Raw genomic sequence first — 24779 nt, 5'->3', positions numbered from 1 at the left:
AGGGCGGGAATCGGTTCCTTGCAGCCGTCACTTGCCACGGATGGCAGGCTCGCTAAGGCAATCGCCCCCAACCAGTTAACCATGATTGCTTCCTATCCAGACCAAGCCGTCGCCGTTCTTTTCAGCGGTGGTGACGCCCCCGGCATGAACGCCTTTCTCCGCGCCATCGTGCGCCTGGGCCTGAACCGCGAAAAGATCGCCGTGCTCGGCATCCGCGACGGCTACCGTGGCCTCGTACGTACCGCCCGTGCGGTCAATGGCGACACGGAGGCGATGGTGCGCCTGAAGCAGGACATCGCGACGCACACCGGACGCGCGGGCCTGATCTCCGAGCAGCTTCACATCATCCAGATGGACCACGCCAGCGTGAGCGGCATCATGGGCAAAGGCGGCACCATCCTCGGTTCCGCACGCTGCCTGGAGTTTCATGACAAAGAGGTGCGCGCCAAGGTGCTGCGCCTGCTCAAGGGCCTGAACGTCCGCGCCCTGGTGGTCGTGGGTGGTGACGGCTCGCTCACCGGTGCACGCCTGCTCGCCGAGGAGAGCGATTTGAAGATCATCGGCATTCCCGCCACGATCGACAACGACCTGCAATTCACCGACATGGCGCTGGGCGTCGATACGGCGGTGAACACGCTCGTGTGGGCCGTGGATCATTTCATCGACACCGCCCGCAGCCATCGCCGCGTGATGGTGCTCGAAACCATGGGCCGTGCCAGCGGTGACCTCGCGCGCATGGCAGGTCTGGCCTCCGGCGCGGAAATGATCATCACGCCGGAAAAAGGACCGCTCAAAGCCGCCGACATGGAACGTCTGGCCGCCAAGATCGAAGGCGCGATGACGCGCGGACGCGGTCACGCCATCGTGCTTGTCGCGGAAGGGGTGGAGTTTGATCCGCCGCAGAAGCGCAACCGCGCCTACGTGCTCATGGATGCCTTCCAGCAGTACTTCCAGCGCGCCGGCGCTCCATTCCAGGATCTCGAAGTTCGTCCGTCGGTACTCGGCCATCTCCAACGTGGTGGTCACACCACACCGCAGGACTGCATCCTCGCCGCACGATTTGCCGACTGTGCCTGGAAGGCGATCGGCGACACGAGCAGCGGCAGCGGCATCACCGCCCTGCGGAAGAACATCGTCGAGATCGTCCCCTACGGCACTCCAGACATGCCCGAACGCGCCGAGTTCTCCCATGAAATGGAGCAGCTACACGATGATCTGAGCTCGTGGTGATCGTCACGGACGCTTCACCCACCGGTCCATCCACTTCAGCGTCTTTTCCCACATCTCGGGCAGATAAACGTGGCCGACACCGGGATAGATGGTGTTCTCGAAGCGCGCCTTCGCGTCCTCGCCGTGCAAGGCGAACACTTTGCTGACGATCTCGCCGAGATGCTTCACGCCGTCGACGGGTGAACCGCCGTCTTGGTCGCCGGTCATGAACAGCATCGGACGCGGTGCGGCGAGAGCGATCACAGCCTCGGTGTCGAAGTGTTTGAGCATGCCGGGCACGAAGTAGTAAATGCCGTGCGCCTTGAGCATGCCGGCGCGGATGAGTTCCTCGTAGCGCGTCATGCAGGCGACACACACTGCGGCACGCGGGCGATCGTCGAGTGCCATGATCCACCAGCTTCGCGTCGAGCCCATGCTGATGCCGGTCACGCCGATGCGCTTCGCATCCACCTCAGGACGCGAGCACAGATAATCAAGCGCAGTCAGATCATCACGCAGGATCATGCCCCACAGCGTGCGTCCCGCCCAGAGATTGAACTTGGCCGCGGTCATCTCACCCGCGCTGCCCTTTTGCTGCGGACCATCTGGGCCATGGCCATTGCGCTCGCCAAAACACGTCGCGTCGATGCCGAGCACCACGTAACCCGCTTCCGCCAGCGCCGGACCCGCAGCCACCGGCGTCGCATTCGTCTGCAGCATCTCCTGTTTGCCAATGTCATACTGCCCTCCGTGCCAGTGGCAGTAGAGAATCGCCGGCGCCTTGGTCTGCGGCGTGGCTGACTTCGGCACAAACACATAGCCCTTCACGATCTCGCCCGCGCCGTTGTCGAACTGGATCGTCTCTTGCCTGTAGGCTCCCTTGTCCTCGGTGGCGATCACTTGAAACGCCGAAACCGGCGGTCGCGGCGGCAGATCACCGAGCAATTCGTTGAGCTTCGCGCGAATCTCCACGCGCTGTTTTTGCCAGGCATCGAGCGCTGAAGGGACCTGCATCGGCGGAGCGATCTTGGCATGAGCCAGCCAGGCTTCAGATGGGGCGGGTTCGGCGGCTTGCATGCGGAGCAGGAGAAGGAGGAGGCAGACGGCTGTCATGCGCATGGGGCGGTTGTATCAGGTCCGGAAAACGGGTGCAACAAGGATGCGGGGGCGCCGTTTTCAACGCCCCATGAAACACACCAGCCTCCTCACCCTCTGCCTCGCTCTGGCCGCATTCGGCGTCCGTGCCGAAGACAAGCCGCTCCTCGCCATCACCGGCAAGGCCATCTATGAAAACAATCTCAGCGACGGTGCCGGCGCTCCGTGGAAAGCCGCGAAGGGCAAGTGGGAGGCCGTGGACGGCGTGCTTCGCGGTTCCGAAATCGAATCCGACATGCACGGCGCCGTTACCCGCCTGCCGAACAAGCTGCAGGACTTCGTCATCGAATACGAGTTCAAGTTTGCCGGCGCACGCACTACCAGTCTTTCCATCAACGCCGTGAAGGACCACATGGCGCGCATCAACATCACGCCCAAGTCCGTCACCATCCAGCGTGACGACAACGACCATGAAGGCCCGGACAAGGCCGTCGTCTTCGCCCGCTTCCCAACCGAACTCGGCGACGGCTGGCACAAGGTACGCCTCGAGATGGTCGGCGACAAAATGCTCGGCAAGGTGGACGATCTCGTCGCCTGGGGAGCGGATGCTCTGTTCCTGACGCAGAAGGCCTCTCCCGGTTTCACGGTCGGCGGCCAGTCCGTCGATTTCCGCAACTTCGCGATCTACGAAGCCACGCTGAATCCTGAGTGGGAGAAAGCGATGAGCAAACTGCCCAAGCCCGGCGAGAAGGTGGCTCCTGCCGCTGCTCCTGGAAAAGGCGCGGCGAAGGGCAAAGCCAAGGCCAAGAAGAAGGCCGAATAAGGCAGCCCGATTGACTCCGCCATGCGTCCTCGTTAAAGAGGCGCATGGCATTTCCCATTCGTTCCCCTCGTGATCTCGTCGGCGGCATCGCCGTGTTCGGTCGCATCCTCGACAAGATTCGTCTCAACGCCAAGGAGGGCAAACTGCCCGACGGCTATCACCTCGGCTTCATCCCCGGCAGCCGCACGTTCGACGATCGTGTCTGCCGTTTCCTCGGCGTCGATTTCGATGCGCTGACCAAGCGCACGCTCGAAGGCGGCACGGATGAAGAAGTCCTCGAGTGGTGCTTTCAAACCGGACGCAAACCGGATGCCGAGCAGATCGAAATCTGGAACGGCTTCATGCACAAGCGCGGCTGGCGCGATGCCGCCTCGAAGGGTCTTCAAGAATCGAAAGTCGAAGCCGGCTTCGGGCACCGCGATGACATCGTCACCTTCTTTGATCTGATGGACCTCGAAGAAGGCCGCGCGTCGTAACCGCAGCGATCAAAAGCCGCGCGGCGCCATCGAGTAGAGGCCCATCGTCACGTCGTAGGCGTCAAGCATCGCCATGCGCTTCAGTTCATGCCCGGCGCCCCATGAGTCGGTGAAGAGAATCTGGTTCTTGGCCAGATTGTAACCGATGACCATGCGCATGTGTCCGCCGCGCGTTTGTCCCGCACCTGGAAGCGGCGGATCCTCTGGCTTCTCGCCGAGGATCAAGCCCCACAGCAGCGGCACTCCCTTGTCTACATACTCCCTGACGATGGAGACAAACTGCTTTTCGGACACCCGGCGTTTGCGGCCGGCCGTGTAATACTGCTCTGGGTTGATGAGCGGCTTGAAGGTAACCTTGAAAGCACTGTCGATCTTCGCGAGGCTCTTCTGCATCGTCACGACGTCCGCACCATTCTCAGCATCAACGCTGACGAGCTTGGCCATCTCGTGCTGATCACAAGGAATGCGCATGTATTCAAACAAACGCTGGCAGCTCGCGGCGACGCAGTAGCCCTTCTGCCCTTGGTCCACCATCGGTACACCGGCAATGTACACATCACCCTCGGTTGTTTTGGTCACGCGTTGCAGCAGCTCCATGCGCTGTACACCCGTAGCCATCTTTCCCATGCTCCAGTCGGCCTGGTCCGGCGCAGCGAGCTTCAGCCGCAGGAACTCCGGCTTCGTCACCTTGCCGGGCGTGTTGTACTCGTTGTATTCCAGCAAGGCGATGCCCGCCGGAGAACTCCACATCCATCCCGTGACCGGAAGCGCTGCGTTCGACGACATGATCTGGCGTTTCGGAGCCACTTTCGTCACCTGGCCGAGATTCTGGCCGACGGTTTTGAAGATACGGTCAAATTCCTGCACCTCGATGTCACCTGAATCGCCGCGGTTGTAAAAGGAGATGGTCGCACGCGCCGCCTTGCCGTTCACAAACTCCAAGATCGCTTCCTCGACGTTGATGGAACCGCCGAACATCGTCAGCTTTGTTTCCACGTTGCTGAACATGTGACGGGAGAATCGCGCACGGTCCTTCGTGCTGCTCATCCACTCGAACTGCGGGGGCTCTGGCTGTTTGTCCTGGTCCCCGAGTTTGAGCACATAGTTTTGCTCCAAGTCATCGGGTGACCAACTCCAGAGCGTCGAAAAGCTAAGCATGGAATCCAGGTTCGCCTTGAGCACCGGTGCATTCCTGCGCGCCTCTGCCTCTTTCTTGTCTGTAGTATATGCCTTTTGGATCTTCACATAGACGGGATTGGTTGACTGACGTCCGCCAGGCATATTCGTTTGCACACGGTAAGTCATCATCTTGAACCTCTCCAGAATCCACTGTGCACCTTGTGAAGGATATGCCTCCGGCTTCATTCCACCGGCCGCTTTGATCAGTTCGCCTCGCAAAAAATCTTCGTTTTGTGGGTCGGAATGAATGGAAAAACTCAATTCTCGCAGCCCCTCCGGACCAAAAATGAGAGAGACCGAACGCAGCGGGAGTTTGCCCGTGAACAACGAGAGGACGCACTTTGGATTCACCTGCTCTCCCAACGCGAAGTAATCTTGTCTCACCTGATCGTTGTGTTTGTACGAATAAATTGCTGACCGTTCACCCAAGGACATTGTGTCGAGGATCTTTCTGGCGTTGTCCTGAGTCAGGCTCATGGGATCGGACCAGTCGATCAACGCATCCATGTCTCCTTTGGCCGGCTGCCCCTGTGCTGTTGCAACGATGAGACTGACTACGAGGATGGAAAGCAGCTGCTTGTGTCGCATGCGCAGACAAATACCCGAAATACAGGAGCGATGTCAACCATCGCCCGAAACGGCATCTTCAGCAGAGAGCCAAAGAATTCTCAATTCCTCGCCGCCATGGTCGCGCTGGCAGGCTTGAGCAGCTTCTGCAACGGCTTGGGATAGACGCCGAGGACAAGAATGGCGACGGCAAGAAGTCCTGCGACAGCTCTGGTGGCGCTCGAAAGCTTGAGGGCCGGTGCGTCTGTGCCCTCGGTTGTGAACATCGCGAGGACGGTCTTGAAGTAGTAGTAGAAGCCGGTGGCGGCGGCGATGATGGCGCAGCTCAGTGCTCCCCAGTAACCGTGATCTGCCAGTCCGAGGAAGACGAAAAGTTTGCCGAGGAACCCGGCCGTGAGCGGCAGGCCGGCGAGCGAGGCAAAGGACACGGTCATGAGCAGCGCGAGCAACGGATTGCGTTTGGCGAGTCCGGCGAAGTCCTTGATGTCCTCTCCAAGACCGTTGGCGCGCATGAGGCCGAGACCGAGGAAACCAAGAACGGTCATGGGCAGATAGGTGGCGAGGTAGAAGGCGACGACACCACCGGAAGAAAGGTCAAAGCGCGGGCTCTCGCGGCAGGCCAGGGCGAGGAGCAGGTAGCCTGCATGTGAAATGCTCGAGTAGGCGAGCAGACGCTTCACGCTGGTCTGGAACATGGCTGGCAGACTGCCGAGCAGCGCGGTCAACGAACCAGCCACAAGAAGAAGGGACTGAATCTCTGTCCCGATGATGGAATTCTCGACGAGGAAGGCATCCAGTGCACGGGTGAGGACGACGAAGCCCGCTGCTTTCGATCCGACGGAAAGAAAGGCGGTGACCGGAGTGGGAGCGCCTTGATAGACATCCGGAACCCACATGTGAAAGGGAGCGGCGGCGACTTTGAAGCCGAGTCCGCAAAGCAGGATTGCCGCCCCAAACAAAGCTGCGGTTTTGTTGGTGGCAGGGTTTGCCAGCGCCTTGGCGATGCCGTCAAAGCTCATGGTTCCGGTGGCACCATAGATCCAGGCGATGCCGTAGACGAGCACGCCCGTGGAAAGCGCCCCGAGAATCAGATACTTCACCCCTGCTTCCAAACTGAAGGCGCTCTTCCGCGCGAAGGCGACGAGCACGTAGAAGGAGACGGTGACGAGTTCGAGGGAGACGAAAACGGTGACCAGATCACGGGCGGAGGCCATCCACATCATGCCCGCGCAGACGATGAGCGGCAGGCTGAACATTTCGGCCAGTTTGCCATCCACGGTGAAACGCGTGAGATAAGGTGCGCATTCCAGCGTGAGCCAGAGCACGAGGATTGTGATAACCAGCGCGAAGCCCTTGTAGAAGAGCGCGAGCGTGTCGAGCTGATGCCAGGGCTGCATGAAGCCTGGCAGACTGGCGGTGTCATGCTTGGCGAAAACAAACAGGACGAGCGCAAGCGCCGTTCCGGCGATGGCCATCAGGCCAAGCGTGCGGCGGCAGATGTCAGGCTTGAAGGCCTCGACCAACAAGAGGACGAGTCCGAGGAAAGCGAGGCCGGCTTCGATGGTGAAAACGCTCATGGCAGGACTACAGCGCGGATTTCATGAGGTTGAGGAGCAGCCAGGGGCAGCAGCCGGTGACAAGCAGCGTTGTGGCGAGCATGATGAAGGGCACGCGCTGTGAAAAAGCGGGATCTATCATGAACAATCCGGTGGTAGGACTGCCGTGGAAGATGTTGCGATAGGCACGCAGCATGTACACCGCGGACATCACCACGCCCCAAAGCGCCAGGATGACGGTCCACTGGAGATTGCTCATGACGCCTGCCTTGAAATCGGTGAAACTGCCGACGAAAATCATCACCTCACCCGCGAAGTTCGTGAGACCGGGCAGTCCGATGGAGGCAAAGGCCCCAAAGGCAAACAGCACGGTGAACGCCGGCGCATGAGTGGCAAGACCGCCGAGTTTGTTGTACTCGAGCGTGCCAAGCTGATTGCGCATGCGACCACAGAGGCCGAACAGCAAGGCAATGGAGATGCCGTGTGCGAACATCAGCACCACGGCTCCTTTGAGCGCAATATCACTGCCGGCGGCAATGCCGAGAAAGATGTAGCCCATGTGCATGACGCTGGAATTGGCCAGCGTGTCATCGAGCCGGTGAGCATGGATGGTCACAAGACCCATGACGAGAATGTTGCCCAGCAGCATGAGCAGAAGCGCGTTTTGCACCCACTCCACGTGCGGGCCTTGCGGCAGCAACGGCAATGCGATGCGAATCAGGCCGTAGAGTCCGAATTTCTTCAACACGCCTGAATGGAGCATCGCCACAGGAGTCGGCGCAGTCGCATAGGCGGGCGCTGCCCAGCTGTGGAATGGGAACAAGCTGACGAGCGAGCCGAAGCCCAGCAGCAGCACAAAGAAGATCTGCGCCTGCTTGGCATCCGCCAGCGGGGTGAGTTTCGCCTGATTGCGCAGCGCCTCCAGATCAAAGGTCAGCTTCGAGCCGCCGCTGAATTCCAGCACAACCCACGCCAGGCCCGCGAGCAGCACGAGACTTCCCGCGCCGAGATAAATGGTGGCCTTCCACGCAACGGCTTTGCGCTGCGCAGGTTCGGCACGACCATGAAGCGCGATCATGAGGAAAGTCGGGATCAGCGCGAGTTCGTGGAAGGCGTAGATGAAGAAGACGTCGGTGGTGAGGAACGCGCCGAGCGCGCCACCGCCGATCAGCAACGATGAAACATAAAAGATCGCAGGCCGGTCCTGGATCTGCCAGATGGCGGCGAGCATCACCAGCGTGGTGAGCAGGGCGAGAATGAGCGAGACGCCGTCGGCCCCTACCGCAAAACTCAGCGACGGATTGTCGAGAATCGGCCGTGAATAGGTGAAGGCGAGTCCGGTCGCCGCTTTGCCGGCGTATTGCACCGTCGTCACAAGCACGATGAGCAGATTGAGCAGCGTGGCCCCGAGGGAAGTGGCGTGGGCAGGCGCGCCGAGCCAGATCGCCAAAGCGGCGAGCAGCGGAAGTGCGATGATGATTTCGAGGACGCTCATTCTGTTTCTCTCAATTGCCCATGCGGGGCAGCACAAAAACCACAAGATAGATCACGGCGATGACCCCGCCGCCGAGCAGGAAGGTGTAACCCTGCAGATGACCGCCCTGCAGCATGCGGGTGGCGGCTCCAAGACGGGCGACGATCGCAGACGGCAGACGTGCGATGATGCCATCGACGAAAACACGCTCCAGAGCGGTGACGATCCATGCGACGCGATCCTGGCAGACGCGGACGATGACGGCGTAGATTTCGTCGAAGTAGAACTTGTTGGCGAAGAGCTTGATGCTGACCGGGTCTTTGTCCTTGCCGCGGTAGAGGAAGATCGCACCACCGGCGCCAGCAATGAGGGCAATCAGGGAGGCAATCAACACTGTGTGCCCCTCACCCGGCGCGTTGATGTGAGACGGCTTGAGTGCCTGGAGAGAATTGGCAAAGCCGTCCCATGCGGAGAAGATCGAGAAAATCGCCAGAATAGTGAGCGGGAGGATCATGACCATCGGCGCTTCCTGCGCATGATGTGCAGAGTCCGTGCGAGGTTTGCCCATGAAGGCCACGATGAGCAGACGCGTCATGTAGAACGCAGTAAGCGCTGCCGTGACAGCACCGCCGATGAAAAGCACACGCCAGCCGCTGTTGAAGGCCGCGTCGAGCACGGCTTCCTTGCTGTAGAAACCGCTCGTCAACCACGGGAAACCCATAAGCGCCGCCGTACCAATGGCAAAGGTGTAGAAGGTGACTGGCATATGCTTGCGCAGGCCGCCCATCTTCCAAATGTCCTGCTCGTGGTGGCATGCATAGATCACGGCACCTGAACCAAGGAAGAGCATCGCCTTGAAGAACGCGTGGGTGTACAGATGGAACATGGCCGGATGGCCCGGATCAGGCGCCTCGGGGCCGTGCCCGTGCTTGGCCGCCATGGCCACCGCCCCTACGGCCATGACCATGTAGCCCAGTTGCGAGAGTGTCGAATAGGCGAGCACCCGTTTAATGTCATTCTGCTGCGTGGCCATCAGGGCGGCCATCAAGGCGGTAATACAACCGATCCCGGCGATGATTTCCGCCGCGAGCGGTGAGGCGGCGACGAGGAAGCTCACACGCACCAGCATGTAAACACCTGCGGCAACCATCGTGGCAGCGTGAATGAGCGCAGACACCGGCGTGGGGCCTTCCATGGCGTCCGGAAGCCAGACATGCAGCGGAAACTGGGCGGATTTGCCCACGGCGCCCAAGAAAATGCAAAGCGCGGCCACCGTGGTGAACCCTGCACTGTAACCAGGTGCTTCCGGACGCAGCGGACCGGACTCAAAGGCCGTCTTCAGATCCAGCAGATTTACATTTCCAGCGTTGGCGCCCAACAGCAGGAGAATGCCGATCATGAAGCCGAAGTCGCCGATGCGGTTGGTGAGGAAGGCCTTTTTGCAAGCTTCCGCAGCGCTCGCCTTTTGATACCAGTGTCCGATCAGCAGGTAGGAGCTGAGACCAACCAGCTCCCAGAAAATGAACATCATGATCAAGTTTCCGGCGAGCACGATGCCGGTCATGGAAAACATGAAGAGCGAGAGGGCGCCGAAGAAGCGGGGTTTTGCCTCATCATCCTTCATGTAGCCGAGCGAGAAAATGTGCACCAGCATGCCGATGAAGCTGACGATGAACATCATGCCCCGGCTCTGCTTGTCGATCAGGACGTCAATGCCCGCGTGGAAATGAGCCACGTCAATGAAGGGCAGAAGCAGTTTGTTGTCGTCATCCGTCGCCAGGAAAACGAGGCTGGCAAGGAAGGCGATGATGGAGGAGCCAACGGAGATGAGGACGGCGGCGCCTTTAAGCTGGCGATGGCCCAGCAGGATGACGAGAGCCGAAAAGAATGGCAGCAGAAGGATGATGCTGGCGGGCATGTCGGCGCGTTATCCTTGAAGTTTGGTGACGGACTCGACATCCACACTCTGTTTTGAGCGGAAGAGTGCCACGATGATGGCGAGCCCTACGGCCACCTCAGCGGCGGCCACGGTGATGGTGAAGAAAACGAGCGACTGCGCGGTGTAGTCCGGCAGGCCGTGGACGAGATGAAAACGGGAAAAGCCGACCAGCGCGAGGTTCGCGGCGCTGAGCATCATCTCCAGACACATGTAAACGATGATGATGTTACGACGGGCGATGACACCGGCAAGGCCCAGCGCAAACAGCATGCCGCTGACGACGAGATAGTGACCAAGCGTGATCATGGCGCGCTCCTTTCACGTTTGCTGAGAACCACAACGCCGATCGTGCCGACAAGCAGCAGCAGACCGACAACCTGAAGGTGGAAACCGTATTGATCGAATAGCGTGAATCCGATCAGCTTGGCATCAGGCAGCGTGCCGGCCTTGAGATCGTTGGTGATGGTCGGCAGTGCCGCCTTGCCGATCTTCCCCGCAGCTTCCGTCAGTGCGAGCGGTGTGTTCTCGGGACTTTTGCCAGCCAGCCCTGTTCCGCTGACAACCGCGAAGATCTGAAGCGTGAGCAGAACTGCGAGGAGCACTCCCGAGACGATGGCAGGCAGATTCAGCTTTTTGCCTTCCTCCGCCTTGATGTCGAGCAGCATGATGATGAAAAGAAACAGCACCATCACCGCGCCGGCATAGACGAGGATCTGAATCGTGGCGATGAAGTAGGCGTCGAGGCTCAGGAACAAGGCGGCAAGCCCCACAAAGCTGGCAGCGAGGGAGAGCGCGCAGGTCACTGGATTGCGTCCGGTCACCACCATGAAGCCGAAGCCCAGAGTGATGAGTGCGAGAAGATAGAACAGCAGCGAGGGCATTACTTGAGCTCGTTCCACTTGTTCACCAGTCCCACACGCTGGCCGCCGATCTCATAGAGGCGTTTTTTATTGTGCACCATCTCCTGGCGTGAGAGGCCGGTGATGGCGTAATCCTTGCGCAGGAAAATGGCCTGCTCAGGGCAGACCTCCTCGCACATGCCGCAGTAGATGCAGCGAATCATGTCAATGTCGAACTCCTTGGGCCGCTTCTCGACCTTGGCCCACGGATCGTCGCTCGGAATCTCGCCAGGAATGATCTTGATGGCTTTCGGCGGGCAGATGAACTCGCAGAGCTGGCAGCTCACGCAGCGCTCACGGTTCTGCTCGTCTGTCACGAGCGTCGGTGCACCACGATAGTAGTCAGGCAAATGTTCGTCCCACTTTTGCTCCGGGTACTCCATCGTCACCTTCGGCTTGCGCCCGGCGATCTGAAGGAAGGTCTTGATGCCATGACCGATCGTGATTTTCAGCCCCTTCAACAGCGTGGAGAAGAACCAGCGTTCATGCCAGGCGAGTTTGGGACGTTGTACAATGATAGTGGCCATGTAAAAGCAGGGAGCCGCAGGGGAGTCGGATTTGATTATCCGAGCGTCCCGCAGTGCGGCAACCGCTATTTGTGAAAAATTTCACAAGGACGGCCTCAAAGGTCCAGGTCCCGTTGTGCAACGGCCTCCGAACGCCTTTTCGGGCGACGGCGGCCGTAAAACCACAGAGGCAGGCTACTTCGAACCCTTGTCGTCCTTTTTCTTCGGCGTGGACTTCGACTTCGCTTTGGTCGCTGGAGCCTTTTTCTTGGCCGGCTCTTCCTTGGCTTCCTTTTTCTCGGGCTGGGGGAATCCGGCTTTCGCATGGGCCACCATTTCCGCAAATGTAGCTTCACCGACACCTTCGACATTCACCACATTGGTCACATCTGCAAAGGGGCGGGCTTTTTTGATCGCTGCAGCACGCGTTTCTCCGACATTGGGGATCGACTTAAGTGCTGCCTCGTCCCCTTCATTCAGCAGGTCCAAGAGCTTGGTCTTTTGGGATGGCGTCAGCGTTTTGGCGATCGCCTCAACCTTGGCAGAAGGTTTGGCGGCTTCCGCAGCAGGAGCCTTAGGCTTGGCCGAGCTCTTCTTTTTCGGTGCCGTTTCGGCGGCGGATAGCGATAGGCTCAGAATGAGGATGGAGAGGAATGCGGTGAATGTTTTCATGGTTGTGGGTGTAAAACAACTCCGCAAGGTTATTAAAAAATGAATGGGGAAGGCTAGCAGAAATTGCGCGTCCGCTCATTTTTTGGAGCTGCCGGACACTGCCTAATACCTAAAAACTCGACAAATAAGAGGCCTGTCATCAGAATCGTCTCATGAAAACACTTTGGCTTCTGGTCACCAGCGCTGCACTCGGCTCTACCCTCGTTCACGCGCAAGGCGCCCCCGCACCAGCGACGCGCACGTGGACAAGCAGCGATGGGCGCAAGATCGAGGCGGCATTCGTCGCCTTGGAAGGCGCCGGAGTGAAGATCCGCATGGCCAATGGCAGCACCTTCACGGTTCCGCTGGACCGGCTTTCGCCGGAGGATCAGGCATTCGCAAAAACCCAGGCTTCGACGCCCCCAGGCACTGCGGCAGAACAACCGGCCGTGCCGGCCGCCAGCACCACTTGGCCACGCACGGTGTCACTGGAGGACAAACCGGAGGTAACCGTGGTCAAAGAGGACGCAGACAAGAGGGAATTTGTCTACCGCTCGCCCCACTACGAATTTCAGTGCGACTCCAAGCTCGGCGCCAACGTGGTGCGTGAGTTTGGGCGCATGTTTGAAGCCACCTATTTAATCAACAACCTACTGCCTCTCGACTTCAAACCCAAACCAGAGCCGCTCCGCGAATTCTTCCTGGCCCGGTTGTTCACCGAAAAATCGACTTACATGGATGAGGGCGGAGTGGAAGGCTCTGCGGGCATCTACTCTCGTGGAAAGAAGGCCCTGATGGTGCCTCTCGCCAGCCTGGGCGTGAAGATGGTGGGCAGCCGCGTGTCTTTGGAAATCGGCAACGATCAGGACAATGCCACGCTCATTCATGAAATCACTCATCAGATGATGAACCATTGGCTGAACAAGCTGCCCACCTGGTACATCGAGGGCAGCGCCGAATACATCGAAATGCTCGAATACAAGCGCAGTGGTGGCTTCAGCCTCATTGGTCTGAACCGGCGCTTGCGGGACTATGCTGCGAGAATGAACTATGGCGGCGGAGGCAAGGCCTTCACCATGATCGATCTGGAGGAACTCATGACGATCGATGGCCAGCGCTGGTCGGCCGCCTTGGGCAAAGGCGGTGCCGCCACTGAGAACTACGGCTCCGCCGCCCTGCTGACCTACTACTTCTATCACTTGGATGACAAAGGGGATGCCGCCCATGTCATCGCCTACCTCCGGCAGGTTGAAAATGCCAAGACCGACGACGAGAAAAAGGGGGCCGTTAAGGCCCACCTCCTGCGCGAACGCACCTATGCCCAGCTCGCTGACGAGGTGAAAAAGGCCCTGCGCAAGGAAGGCATCGACATAAGCTACTTTCCTCCTGGAAAGAACGGCCCCGCACCGACCTCCAACTGAACCTCAGCCGAAACGCGGGCTTGGTTTCTGCAAATTCTCATCTGTAAGGTGAAAGGACTTGGATTTCTTATGGCGTTTCTAATTCGTCTCGATTAGAATAGTTCCACAATAAGGGAAATGACCAATTCCGATCGCATCCGCATCTTGATCGTCGAAAACGAGGGCCTCGTCGGCTGTGACATGGCAACATCTCTCGGCACGCTTGGCCATGTGGTCGTGGGAATTTGTGCCTCCGGGGAGGAAGCACTGGAACGATTTGATGAGCTCCGCCCGGATCTTGTGTTGATGGATGTCCATCTCGCGGGGCAGCTTGACGGGATCGACACCGCCCGGGAGCTCCAGCGCCGCAGCCCGGTGGCCATCGTCTATGTCACCGCCTGTGCTGACCTCGACACCGTCGCCCGTGCACGCCAGACCCATCCTCACGGCTACTTGTTGAAGCCCTTCAACCACGACGAACTCCGCCTCGCCGTCGAAGTAGCCTCCCAGCGCCACTTTGAGGAAAAGGAGCGCCAACGTCGTGAGCATAGCTATTTCGAGGCCTTCCAAAGTCTTGCCGACGGAGTCATCGCCGCCGACCTGTCTGGTGGCGTGGTGTTCATGAATCCATCCGCAGCTCGCGCCACCGGCTGGAATGCCCAGGAAGCCGTCGGCCGCTCCTTAAATGAGGTGTTCCGCGTCTATCAGAGCACGGGCGAGCCCGCCGAAATACTCTCCGTAGAGGCCGCTGCCTCTCAAACTGCCGAACGCACGGTCTATCTGACCACCCTATCCGGCGAACGCGTTCCGATTCAGGACCGCACCGCTCCCCTGCGTGATGAGCAAGGCCACCTGACGGGATTGATCATTCTCTTCCGCGCTGCTGCCGTCGCAGTGACGCCAACCGAAGAAGCACCCGCTGCCAGCCGCAGCACCGCGCCTCTCGTCGATGTCGTCGAAAGCATCTCCGATCCTCTTTTCGCGCTCGACGCCCGCTGGCGGGTGACCTACGCCAATGCCAGTGCCCTGCGTCTGTTCGACCGCAACCTGCAGAACATGCTCGGCCTTTCGCTGTGGGACATCATGCCAGCCGCCACCCGCGAGCAGCACCATGAGGCCTTTGCTCATGCCATGCTGCATCGTGAAACGGTAAACCGGGAGCTCTACCTCGACGAAAAGCAAATCTGGCTCGAACTGCGCGGCTACCCGTTCGGCGAAGGGCTTCTGCTGCTGGTGCAGGATGTCACCGCTCGCCGTGAAGAAGCCGAGCGCCGCAACCGCATCGACCGCCTCGAGTCCCTCGGCCTCCTCGCACGTGGCTTCGCCCACGACTTTAACAACCTTCTCACTGTCCTGCTCGGCAACATCTCGCTGGCCGAGATGCGCCTGCGCAACGCCATCACGCTGCCTGAACTGCACACGGCCAAACAGGCGACGCTTCAGGCACAAAACCTCGTCCAGCAGCTTCTTACCTTCGCCCGCGGCGGTGCCCCGATCAAAACGCACCTTCGCCTCGGGGATCTCATCGAGACGTTCTTCGCCCATCACGCCCGGGCCAATCGCATCGAGTATCGCATCGATGTGCAGCCAGGTCTGCCACACATCGCCATCGACGGAGCTCAGGTTCGTCGGCTGCTCAGCAATCTCATCCGCAATGCCGAACAGGCTCAGCCAAACGGCGGCGAGATCATTGTTCGCTGTTTCGCACCGGACCACGCTGAAATGTTCCCCGGTGAAATGGTCACGGACACAAACTTCCAGCCTTCGGGCCTCGCCATTGAAGTCGAGGACAAAGGCGAAGGCATCTCCGCCGACCACCTGCCGCACATTTTTGAGCCCTACTTCAGCACGCGCAAGGCTGACAACGCTACCGGTCTCGGACTGACCGTCTGCGAATCCATCGCCAAGGCGCATGGCGGCTCCCTGACTGTGAGTTCGGAGCCGGGCAAAGGCACCACGGTCCGCTTCTATCTTCCGCTCGATTCCGACGCCGACGAAGCCGATGCCTTCGGCCTCAGCAAGGTGTTCGACGCACCACCGGAACTCGCCGCCGCGAATCCACGCATTCTCGTTCTCGAAGACGACCCGCTCGTGCGCTCGCTGATCGTGCGCAATCTCACCAGCAATGGATTCGACGTCACCGAAAGTGCGGAAGGCAGCGAAACCGTGCGTCTGTATCAGGAAAGCATGAGCCAAGGGCACGTATTCGACCTCGTCATCCTTGATCTCAGCATCCCGAATGGCATGGGCGGCGTGCGCGCCATGGAAAAGCTTCGTGCCATCGACCCTGAAGTCTTTGCCATCGTCTCCAGCGGTTACTCGGATGATCCCGTCATGGCCAACCCGGCCTCCTACGGTTTTGCCGCCGTGCTGCCAAAGCCCTACGAACCGGCGGACATGCTCCGCCTTGTGCGCAATATCCTCGCCACCCGCGGGATCCGCCGCGCCTCCTGATTTCCCGCCCGCATGCGCGAACAGGACCTCCTCGACAAGCTGCGCAAGATCGAGCGTCTCTACGCAGGCGCCGCCACTCCTGGTGAGAAAGAAGCCGCTGCGGATGCGATGGCGCGCATCAAGCGCCGTCTTGGCGAAACGGCGAAGGTCGATCGCCCGATCGAATACAAATTCACGCTCGCCGACGGCTGGTCAAAGAAGCTCTTCACCGCCCTGCTGCGTCGTTATTCGCTCAAGCCCTACCGCTACGCACGCCAACGCCGCAACACGGTGATGGTCCGCGTGCCGCGCAGCTTTGTGGATGACACACTCTGGCCGGAATTCCTCGAGCTGAGCGAGGTCCTGCAAACCTATCTCGATGAAGTGACCGAACGTGTCATCGCACGTGCGATCCACGAGGACGATGGCGAAGAAGAGGAAATCATCGCCGGCGATTTCCTCGGCTAGCTATTCGCCGTCCTTCCAGAGAATCCGCGCCGCATACACGCTGTTGTCAGCACCGAGCGCATTGTCGGGTTTGATCACGATGTCCGGACCGTTCTTCTGCATCCACTCGGCCACGGTCACCCAGACTTCATCCTCGTTGACTTCGCAGACGCCGAAGTTCCCCAGGCGCGCGCCACGTTCCGGCACGAGCACACGTTCCGTTTCGCGTTTCACCGTCAGTGTCGCCTTGTCCACCTCGGCCATGAAGAGCGGCGCGCGGTGGCGAAACACGTGGTCGTTGTTCGCGCCTCGGCGTGTGTAAACGAGATACAAATCATCGTGATGCGCCACCCAGTGCTGCTGCGTGTTGTAGTTGCCCAGATCACTGCCATCACCCCAGCACCACTTCTTCGGCTCGCTGAAGTGCAGACCGTCATCGCTCACGCAGACGTAGCCTGCCGTGTCATTGCGCTGCGTGAGGTAAAACTTGCCCGCGCAACGAATCAGCGACGGCTCATACACGCCGCGGCCTGATTCGAGGCTCAAATCATTGCCTTGCTCGACATAGCGCAACGTGCTGCCGTCGAAGCTGCAACGCAGCACCGTGACACGGTAATATTTGTCGCCCTTCGCCTTGAAGTAGATCGGCAGCAGGATGTCGCCGTTCTCCAAATCGACACGCTGCACGCTTCCCGCGCCTGCGTTGTAAAACTTCACGCCATCCGGCATCGGCATTGGAGTCCAGGGCGACCACGTCGAAGTCTTCGGATCAAACACCGCGAAGCACGTCTCGCGTGGCCGTTCATGAATCACCTTGTTGTCGCTGTATCTCACCGTGTGTCCGATGCCAAGCAGTTTGCCCGACTTCGCATGCCACTTCGGCGTGAAATCGCACGCGGCGACGATCACGCCTCCCGCTTCTTCGCGTCGGCCCAGTGTGTTGGCATGTTCGACCGGCTGCGTCCACGTCTTGCCGAGGTCGGACGTGCTCACGTGATTGAGCGCATAAAACACATCGCTGCCGGTGAGCAGCAGCTTCTGCATCGTCAGCACGACCTGCGGCGGACTGCCAGGAATCGCACCCGCACGCGGATGCACCCAACACATCTTGCCATCATAACCCTTCGTGATCGTTTCGAGCCGGATCTCGTACGGCTCAGCCGCATGAAGCGAGGTGAGAATTCCAAAGGAGAGGAGCAAAGCGCAGCGCATGCCACTTCAACGCGCTGAAACCACGCTTTGCTGCGACCTTCCGCCATCCCACAGCAGCTTCATCGCGATCACACCAAGCCACGGCGCCAGACCCGCGACCACGAGACCGACATCGTATGACTTCGTCTTGTCCGCCAGGATGCCAAAGAAGCTGTGCATCGGCGATGTCACCGCCCACACCCACATGCTCAGCAATCCCGTGAGCCGGCCCACGTGTTGGTCGGAAAGCTCCTGCACGAAGCTGTAGTAACATGGAAACAACGCCAGCGCCCCGGCACCGATCACAAGGATCACGCCAAGCAGCAGCCAGCCTTTGCCAAGCCACGGAATTGTCAGGCTCAACGACGTGAGCACGCATGCGCCCGCATAGACGATGCGTCGCGCTCCATGCGGCGTGACACTGCGCTTGCGGATCAGCCACATCGACACCAGCCCCGCCGCCACGCAGCCGACATCGGTGAAGATGTAATAGAGCGAGTTGAAGTTAAGCGCCGCCGCCTCTTCGTAGCCGCGTCCTGTTTGCAGGAACTTCATCAACCACACGCGGTAGATGTGCCACACCGTCTGCGCGCCGAAAATCAAGAGCGCCACCGCCCAGAATCGTCGTCCGGTCAGAATGGTGCACAGCTTCAATGGAGGAACTCCCGAAGTTTCCGGCGCAGGAGCGTCCAGGTTCACGTTTCGCATCATCACCAACCAAACAAACACCCACACAAGCCCCACCGCGCCCACGGCGACAAACGAAAGCCGCCACGTGCCAAGCTCATCCGTCATCAGCAGTTTCATCACCTGCGGCGTGATCACCGCGCCGATGGACGCACCGCTTTGCAGGATGCTGTTTCCCATCGTGCGGTCTTTTTCATTCAGCACGGCGAACGTTGTCTTCAACGCGCATGGCCAGTGTCCTGCCTCAAAGAATCCCAGCAGCGTGCGACAGACGAGCAGTTCCGTGTAGCCATGCGTCCAGCCCGACACCATGCCCATCACCGACCATCCGGCCAGCACCACCGGATACAGCCAGTAAACTCGCAGCCGATCCGCCAGGAATCCGAACACAAGCGATCCTGCCGCAAAGGCCCAACCAAACGCCAGCTCCAGATTCCCATACTGCTGCTCCGACAGCCCAAACTCCTTCGTCACCCGCACCGACGCGTTCGCCAGCGTCACACGATCCATGTAATTGATCGTCGTCGCCAGCAGCAGCAGGCCGCACAGATACCATTTCCAGAGGGAGGAGCGTTCGGATTCTGCCTGCATGATTTTGTATTCCGTCGTTTAACCTTCCCAGCTCTTTCCATCCCACGCGATCACGCGTTCCAGCATCTTCACGACTTCGTCGGTGAAGCAGGAAAACAAAACTTCGCCCTTCTCCGCCGTGGCGGATCGTGGATCGCCGACATGACCGGGTTCGCTGCGGTCCGGCATGATCCAGCCGCGTGACGCGGGCTCGAAGGGATTACCAAAAGGCACATCGCCCGTCTTGGTGAGATCACCCACGAGTTCCGGCCGCAGGCGCAACACCATGCTGGTCTCCCATTCGCAGGCATGGCCCATGACGCGCTGCTTGATCGAAGGGTCGCGTGTCCATGGTTCGGCGCCCAGATTCCAGTAAGTCGCGAATAGCAGCAGCAGATCGCTGCGGTCGCGATACTTCTGCCGTGTTTCAAACACCGCCTGCTTGCCGGGGATGTCGTTGCCGCCGTGGCCGTTGAGGAAGACGAGGCGCTTGAAGCCGTGGGCGATGAAGTTGTCCATCAGCCCATTGAGCAAATCGAGGTAGAGCCGCGGTTCCGCCGAGAGCGTTCCCGGGAAATCCATGTGATGATGCGAATTGCCCAGCCACGTCAGCGGCGCGAAGAGCACACGCTCGCCGAGCGCCGCCTCGGTGCGACGGACGAGTTCGTTCGTCAGCATGCTGTCGGTGAAGACCGGCATGTGCCGTCCGTGCTGCTCCAGCGCGGCGACGGGAAAGACGACGGGCGTGTCACGACTCAGCGCCGCGACTTCGGTCCACTTGAGATCGGCGAGTTGCATGACAGTTAGCGGATTTCCTCGACCTTGATCGTGTGCGTGACAGGAACGACCTGCTTGCGCACGTTGGCGTCCATCTTCGCGTGTTCACCGGCAAGCTTTTGCCTCAACTTCGCCAGCGCGGCGGCCACTTTGGGTTCTTCTGCGGCCTCGGCAGCGACGACGCGCATGTGTGTGACCAAACTCTTGATCAGGGTCGTCTCGAAACTCTCCTTCAATCCGATCGCATTCATCAAATTAGTGAAGGCGCCATCAAACGGCGTCTTGGTGAACTCGGCGGCGAGATTGATGCCTGCGTCGAGCTGTTCGCGCGTGAACTCCTGGGTCTGACCTCCCCAGGTGACTTTTGCCTTCGCAAAGTCGAGGTTCTTAACCTGCAGCGTCAGACGGTTCAGATCCTGATTGAAGCTGGTGAACGGCAGGATGCTGCGATTGCTGCCCGCGCTTTTCGGATCCGCATCGAAGCAGAACGGCCACTTCGTGCTCTCGAGCGTCAGACTCGCGCCTTGCCGCGCCTTGATGACATGCCCGCTGCTCGCCGCACACTCGCCCTTCATGTCCACCGTGATCGTGCCGATCTCGCCATCGAAACCCAGCGCCTTCAAAAACGCCTGCGCCATGAGAAGCTGGCCCGCAGGCGCCGGATGGAAGCCGTCGCCACCGAAGGGACCGTACTCCTTGCCGAGCGCCGCCTTCGACTTCGTCAGCGCGCTCATCATCGTGTCATGCACGTTCGCAAAGGGCTGCTTGTTCTCCTCGGCGAGCTTTTTGGCGATGTCACGCAGGCGCGCGAGGTTTTCGTTGTAAACCGCACCCGGAACGGTCGGACGCTTGAAATAGTCCGGATCGACTCCGCCTGGCGAGCCGATGGCCATCACCTTCACGCCCACCTTTTGCAGCCCGGCGATCACCGCGCGCATGTTCTTTTCATACTCCGCACCAATCGCAGGCTCATAAGGCTTGTAGCTGCCGTCGTTCATGCCGTAGCAGGTCGTGGCGACGTTCGGATTGAATACCGCGAGGTCGTTTTCCAAACGCGCTGCGAATCCGCCCGCGCGTTCACCGCTCCAGCCGAACTGGAACACCTTGATGTCGCTGCGGCCCGTGCAGGCGAGCAGGTAGGTCTCGATATATTTGGAGTAAATCTTCTGCTCCGTGATGCTGTCACCAATCACGGCGACACGGGCGTTCGGCGGGAGCAGGGATTCAGCACGCAGGCTGACGGCGGCGAAGAGGACGGAGAGAAGCGGAAGGATGCGCATGGCGAGTCAGATACCGCCAAATTGGAGGCTTTCTGGCAAGCATTTGTTTTTCCACGCAACGCGATGATCGAAACAGCGTTTGGAGCCGGATGCACCGACTCCTGTTGCTTTTGGTCCTCTTATCCGGCCTCCTGCGCGCCGAAACCGTCGTCTCCATCCAAGGCGAGGATTTTCATCTCAATGGCAAGCCGACCTACTCAGGCCGCGAATGGCAGGGACATCGGATCGAGGGACTGCTCATGAATTCGCGCATGGTGCAGGGCATCTTTGATGACCAAAATGAGGCCACGGTGAAACACTGGGCCTACCCCGACGCAGCCACCTGGGACGCGGAGCGCAACACCCGCGAGTTTATCGCCGCGATGCCGGAATGGAAGGCGCACGGCCTGCTGGCATTCACACTGAATCTGCAAGGCGGCTCGCCCTACGGCTACTCCAGGGACCAGCCCTGGCAAAACACTGCCATCAGCGCCGATGGCACGCTGCGGCCCGATTACCTCGCCCGCGCCGAGAAGATCATCTCAAGCGCCGATGAACTCGGCATGGTCGTCATCCTCGGCTGCTTTTATTTCGGCCAGGATCAGCGAGTGAAGGATGAGCAGGCCGTGATCGCCGCCGTGGATGCGGTCACGAGCTGGATCAGCGCCCACAAGTGGCGTCATGTGCTCGTGGAGGTGAACAACGAGGCCAACGTCAAATACGACCACGCCATCCTGAAGCCGGCCCGCGTGCATGAGCTCATCCAGCGTGTCAAAGCCGCCGGATTGCTCGCGGGCACGTCGTTCGGCGGTGGCACCGTCCCGACGCCGAATGTCATCGAACACTCCGACTTCCTGCTCATCCACGGCAACGGCGTGAAGACTGCGGAAGCGATGCGTACCTTCATCGCCAAGGTCAAAAAGGCGCGAGGCGAACGCAAGCTGCCCATCGTCGTGAACGAAGACGATCACTTCGATTTCGACCAGGCCGACAACAACTTCACCGCCGCCGTGAAGGAGCATGTGTCGTGGGGCTACTTCGACTTTCGCATGAAGGGCGAGGGCTTCGACGACGGCTACCAAAGCGTCCCCGTGAACTGGGGCATCTCCAGCGCGAGGAAGAAAGGATTCTTCGAGCTGCTCAAAGCGATCACGGAGGAATGACCCAATCTCATCTGTCTTCTCGCTCGGCCAACTGACGATGCGCGTCACGGAGATGTTTCTCCAGAAAGTCCGGCGGCGTTGTCCATGGGACACGAGTGAAGCGCCGCTCAAACGGTGACAGGTTTTTCCGATCAAGAATCAGGGTGTCCTGTCCATCACATTCAATGGTGAATACCTGCTCGGTCGTGGGATTCTTATACGGGTGGATGGCAAACTCGCCGTCCTCAGTCAGACGATACGAGTACCAGAGCTTGAACCAGCTTTCTGACGGATTGTCATCCAAAGGCATGCGTCCCAAGGACAGCATCTTTCCATCGGGAGCCAGATGCATGTACTCCTTGGTTCCGGGCACATTAGGCGACGAAGTCTCCCAAAAACCATGGATGTCAGTCGCGTTCATCGGATGGCAGTCACCTTAGCATCGATTCCGCCTGTGCGAGCACATCGGCGAAGGGGATGCGCTCCAGCAGTCCAAAACTTGGATGTCTACCGAGACGAGCACGCGAGGTGGCGGGGCTGGTGAGGCCGCAGAGGAAACGGGCGAGCTGACGCGAGGAACGAAGCGCGGCGTGGCGCTCGCCGAGCAGTTCGCGAATGGCGGCGACATGCTCGACGGTGATCGGCGGTGCGTCAGATTGGGGAATCTCGCGCGGTGAATCGTCGGCGCTGCCTTTTTCGCGTTCTTTGCAGCTCGTGCAGGTGCCGCAGTCGGTTTCCATCGCTTCGCCGAAGTAGTTGAGAAGCCATTTGGTGAGGCAGCCGCGATGCTGGGCGAGTTCGAGCACCTGGCGGAGGCGCTCGACGTCGCGTGTTTCGCGGTCGGCGAAGAGCTGCTGCATCTTTTTCGTGATCTCCTTGGGATCACGACGATGCGCGTCTTCGGCGAGGCGGTATTTCTGGCGGCTGCCGCTGGGCTTGAGTTCGATGTCGCCGCTTTCCTGAAGCCAGGTGAGCGCTTTGAGCACGCGGTCACGCGGTTCGTTGAGTTCAGCGGCGGCTTCGTCGGGATTGAGCGTGGTCCACTTCGTGCCGCGTTTGCCGCATTGAAACAAGCGGCGCAAAAACGCCTGCCGCTCGGGTTTGTGGCCGGAGAGAATGCGCTGCTCGGGCTGGAGGAAGCGAAACTGGTAGCTGGCGTAGAACGATCCGAGCGGACGCAGGATGCCGTCGAGTTCGAGGTTGGTGATGACAGTCTCGATGACCAGTGGGCGGATGTCCGTGGCGTGTGAGAGGTCGTACATCGACACATCGAACTCGGGTCCGGCGAGCAGCAGGTGATCGAGAAGCTGGCGGATGGCCTGCGTCGTCGGTGTGTCGCCAAACGTGAAATTTTCCAGCACGATGCAGTCGTCGGCGCAGGCGAGCATTTCGCAGACGGAGGTTTTGCCATCGCGCCCGGCGCGGCCGGTTTCCTGCGAGTAGTTTTCGAGCGTCTTCGGCAGGTTGTAGTGATACACGGCGCGGATGTCGGCTTTGTCGATGCCCATGCCGAACGCGATGGTCGCGACGATGACATCCGTCTGTCCGTTCATGAACGCATCCTGCGCCGCGTGGCGATGCTCATCCGGCAAACCGGCGTGGTAGGCGAGCGCGTTCACGCCGCTCTTCTGCAAATGAGTCGCGACGTGCTCGGCGGTGTTTTGCAGCGTCACATAGACGATGCTGGGCACCTTGCGCTTGAGCAGCACCTTCGTGAGCACAGGCAGGCGCTGCTGCGCGGTGCAGGGCGTGATGCGGAAGTGCAGATTCGGGCGCAGGAAGGTGGTCTGCACATGATCGGCTTCGGCGATGCCGAACGCGTTGCGAATGTCCGCCGCGACGGACGGCGTGGCGGTCGCAGTGAGCGCGAGCACGGGCTTGATGCCGAGTTCCTTCGCGACAAGCGCGAGACGCAGGTATTCGGGCCGGAAGTTGTGCCCCCACTCGGAGATGCAATGCGCTTCATCGACGGCCATCATGGCGATCTTCAATTTCTTGAGCCGCTCGACGAAGTTTTCATTCATGAGCCGCTCCGGGGCGATGTAGAGCAGCTTCAGCGTGCCGTCGCGCATGTCGTCGAAGACCTGCATGGCCTCCTGCGCGGACAACGACGAGTCCAGCCGCGCCGCCGCGATGCCGCGTGCCTTGAGCGCCTGCACCTGGTCCTTCATCAACGCGATCAGCGGCGAGATGACCAGCGACACACCGTCCATGAGCAGCGCGGGCAGTTGATAGCAGAGCGACTTGCCCGCGCTCGTCGGAAACAACGCCAGCGCGCTGCGTCCGGCCAGCAGCGCCTCCATCACCTGCTCCTGTCCGGCACGAAAGGCCTTGTGGCCGAAGTGCTTTTTCAGGGTGGCGTGGAGATCGTGGGGCATCCGGCACTCTTGGCACATTCAGGCTTCCGCCTGCAATGCAAACCTCGCCGCATTCGTTCTCTCACGACCATGAAGACCTGCCTCGCCGCCCTCCTCTGCCTTTCCACCGCTGCTTTCGCCG

General features: G+C 60.0%; 22 protein-coding genes. 7 read left to right on the top strand and 15 right to left on the bottom strand.

The window, feature by feature from the left end; genetic code table 11:
• The first annotated feature begins 81 nt into the window (after positions 1–81).
• Positions 82–1230, top strand: a complete 1149-nt coding sequence (locus KDL09_RS03050; RefSeq protein ID WP_294381179.1) for a 6-phosphofructokinase — start codon at positions 82–84, stop codon at positions 1228–1230.
• Positions 1231–1233: 3 nt separating this feature from the next.
• Here the strand turns inward: KDL09_RS03050 and KDL09_RS03045 are convergent, their stop codons facing one another.
• Positions 1234–2328, bottom strand: coding sequence for an alpha/beta hydrolase family protein (locus KDL09_RS03045; protein ID WP_294381177.1), 1095 nt, complete (start codon positions 2326–2328; stop codon positions 1234–1236).
• A gap of 67 nt (positions 2329–2395) precedes the next feature.
• Here KDL09_RS03045 and KDL09_RS03040 point away from each other — a divergent pair, with 67 nt between their 5' ends.
• Positions 2396–3127 carry a hypothetical protein gene (locus KDL09_RS03040; protein WP_294381173.1) on the top strand — a complete coding sequence of 244 codons (732 nt, stop codon included), beginning with the start codon at positions 2396–2398 and terminating at the stop codon, positions 3125–3127.
• Positions 3128–3171: 44 nt separating this feature from the next.
• Positions 3172–3603, top strand: a complete 432-nt coding sequence (locus tag KDL09_RS03035) for a DUF5069 domain-containing protein (RefSeq protein ID WP_294381171.1) — start codon at positions 3172–3174, stop codon at positions 3601–3603.
• A 9-nt stretch (positions 3604–3612) separates the two neighbouring features.
• Here the strand turns inward: KDL09_RS03035 and KDL09_RS03030 are convergent, their stop codons facing one another.
• The 8 genes from KDL09_RS03030 to KDL09_RS02995 form a co-directional block, all read right to left on the bottom strand.
• Positions 3613–5370, bottom strand: a complete 1758-nt coding sequence (locus KDL09_RS03030; protein WP_294381169.1) for a C39 family peptidase — start codon at positions 5368–5370, stop codon at positions 3613–3615.
• A gap of 80 nt (positions 5371–5450) precedes the next feature.
• Positions 5451–6926 (bottom strand): NADH-quinone oxidoreductase subunit N, encoded by a 1476-nt coding sequence (locus KDL09_RS03025; protein WP_294381167.1) that lies wholly within the window; start codon positions 6924–6926, stop codon positions 5451–5453.
• Between the two features lie 7 nt (positions 6927–6933).
• Complete coding sequence (locus KDL09_RS03020; RefSeq protein ID WP_294381165.1) at positions 6934–8400, bottom strand: NADH-quinone oxidoreductase subunit M; 1467 nt, start codon at positions 8398–8400, stop codon at positions 6934–6936.
• 10 nt (positions 8401–8410) lie between these two features.
• Entirely contained in the window at positions 8411–10297 is a 1887-nt protein-coding gene (nuoL, locus tag KDL09_RS03015) for an NADH-quinone oxidoreductase subunit L (protein WP_294381162.1), read from the bottom strand.
• A 9-nt stretch (positions 10298–10306) separates the two neighbouring features.
• A complete protein-coding gene (gene nuoK / locus KDL09_RS03010) occupies positions 10307–10624 on the bottom strand; it encodes an NADH-quinone oxidoreductase subunit NuoK (RefSeq protein ID WP_294381160.1) in 318 nt (105 codons plus the stop codon).
• Entirely contained in the window at positions 10621–11199 is a 579-nt protein-coding gene (locus KDL09_RS03005; RefSeq protein ID WP_294381158.1) for an NADH-quinone oxidoreductase subunit J, read from the bottom strand. Before KDL09_RS03005 ends, nuoK begins: the two co-directional genes overlap by 4 nt.
• Positions 11199–11744: a 4Fe-4S binding protein gene (locus KDL09_RS03000; RefSeq protein ID WP_294381155.1), complete on the bottom strand. Its 546-nt coding sequence runs from the start codon at positions 11742–11744 to the stop codon at positions 11199–11201. Before KDL09_RS03000 ends, KDL09_RS03005 begins: the two co-directional genes overlap by 1 nt.
• A gap of 174 nt (positions 11745–11918) precedes the next feature.
• Positions 11919–12395: a hypothetical protein gene (locus tag KDL09_RS02995; protein WP_294381154.1), complete on the bottom strand. Its 477-nt coding sequence runs from the start codon at positions 12393–12395 to the stop codon at positions 11919–11921.
• A gap of 152 nt (positions 12396–12547) precedes the next feature.
• Between KDL09_RS02995 and KDL09_RS02990 the strand changes: the two genes are divergently transcribed.
• The 3 genes from KDL09_RS02990 (at position 12548) to KDL09_RS02980 (ending at position 16675) form a co-directional block, all read left to right on the top strand.
• Positions 12548–13795, top strand: coding sequence for an SHD1 domain-containing protein (locus KDL09_RS02990; RefSeq protein ID WP_294381152.1), 1248 nt, complete (start codon positions 12548–12550; stop codon positions 13793–13795).
• A gap of 117 nt (positions 13796–13912) precedes the next feature.
• Positions 13913–16228, top strand: a complete 2316-nt coding sequence (locus tag KDL09_RS02985; RefSeq protein ID WP_294381149.1) for a response regulator — start codon at positions 13913–13915, stop codon at positions 16226–16228.
• A 12-nt stretch (positions 16229–16240) separates the two neighbouring features.
• Positions 16241–16675 (top strand): hypothetical protein, encoded by a 435-nt coding sequence (locus tag KDL09_RS02980; RefSeq protein ID WP_294381147.1) that lies wholly within the window; start codon positions 16241–16243, stop codon positions 16673–16675.
• On the opposite strand, the gene KDL09_RS02975 is transcribed toward KDL09_RS02980, so the two are convergent.
• From KDL09_RS02975 to KDL09_RS02960, 4 genes are read right to left on the bottom strand one after another with little or no spacing between them, the layout of a single operon-like run.
• Positions 16676–17866, bottom strand: a complete 1191-nt coding sequence (locus KDL09_RS02975; RefSeq protein ID WP_294381145.1) for a sialidase family protein — start codon at positions 17864–17866, stop codon at positions 16676–16678.
• Positions 17867–17872: 6 nt separating this feature from the next.
• Positions 17873–19123, bottom strand: coding sequence for an MFS transporter (locus KDL09_RS02970; protein ID WP_294381143.1), 1251 nt, complete (start codon positions 19121–19123; stop codon positions 17873–17875).
• Between the two features lie 18 nt (positions 19124–19141).
• Positions 19142–19900: a creatininase family protein gene (locus KDL09_RS02965; RefSeq protein ID WP_294381141.1), complete on the bottom strand. Its 759-nt coding sequence runs from the start codon at positions 19898–19900 to the stop codon at positions 19142–19144.
• A 5-nt stretch (positions 19901–19905) separates the two neighbouring features.
• Entirely contained in the window at positions 19906–21159 is a 1254-nt protein-coding gene (locus KDL09_RS02960; RefSeq protein WP_294381139.1) for an SGNH/GDSL hydrolase family protein, read from the bottom strand.
• Positions 21160–21248: 89 nt separating this feature from the next.
• Between KDL09_RS02960 and KDL09_RS02955 the strand changes: the two genes are divergently transcribed.
• Positions 21249–22301, top strand: coding sequence for a hypothetical protein (locus tag KDL09_RS02955; RefSeq protein ID WP_294381137.1), 1053 nt, complete (start codon positions 21249–21251; stop codon positions 22299–22301).
• Positions 22302–22308: 7 nt separating this feature from the next.
• Here KDL09_RS02955 and KDL09_RS02950 read toward each other — a convergent pair whose 3' ends face one another.
• Both KDL09_RS02950 and KDL09_RS02945 read right to left on the bottom strand, forming a co-directional pair.
• Complete coding sequence (locus KDL09_RS02950) at positions 22309–22701, bottom strand: hypothetical protein (protein WP_294381136.1); 393 nt, start codon at positions 22699–22701, stop codon at positions 22309–22311.
• Positions 22702–22711: 10 nt separating this feature from the next.
• Positions 22712–24658, bottom strand: coding sequence for an ATP-dependent DNA helicase RecQ (locus tag KDL09_RS02945; protein WP_294381134.1), 1947 nt, complete (start codon positions 24656–24658; stop codon positions 22712–22714).
• Between the last annotated feature and the right edge of the window lie 121 nt (positions 24659–24779).

The organism is Prosthecobacter sp. (genome assembly GCF_020439865.1).
Taxonomy (GTDB): Bacteria; Verrucomicrobiota; Verrucomicrobiia; order Verrucomicrobiales; family Verrucomicrobiaceae; genus Prosthecobacter.
This window is presented reverse-complemented; position numbering and strand designations above follow the sequence as displayed.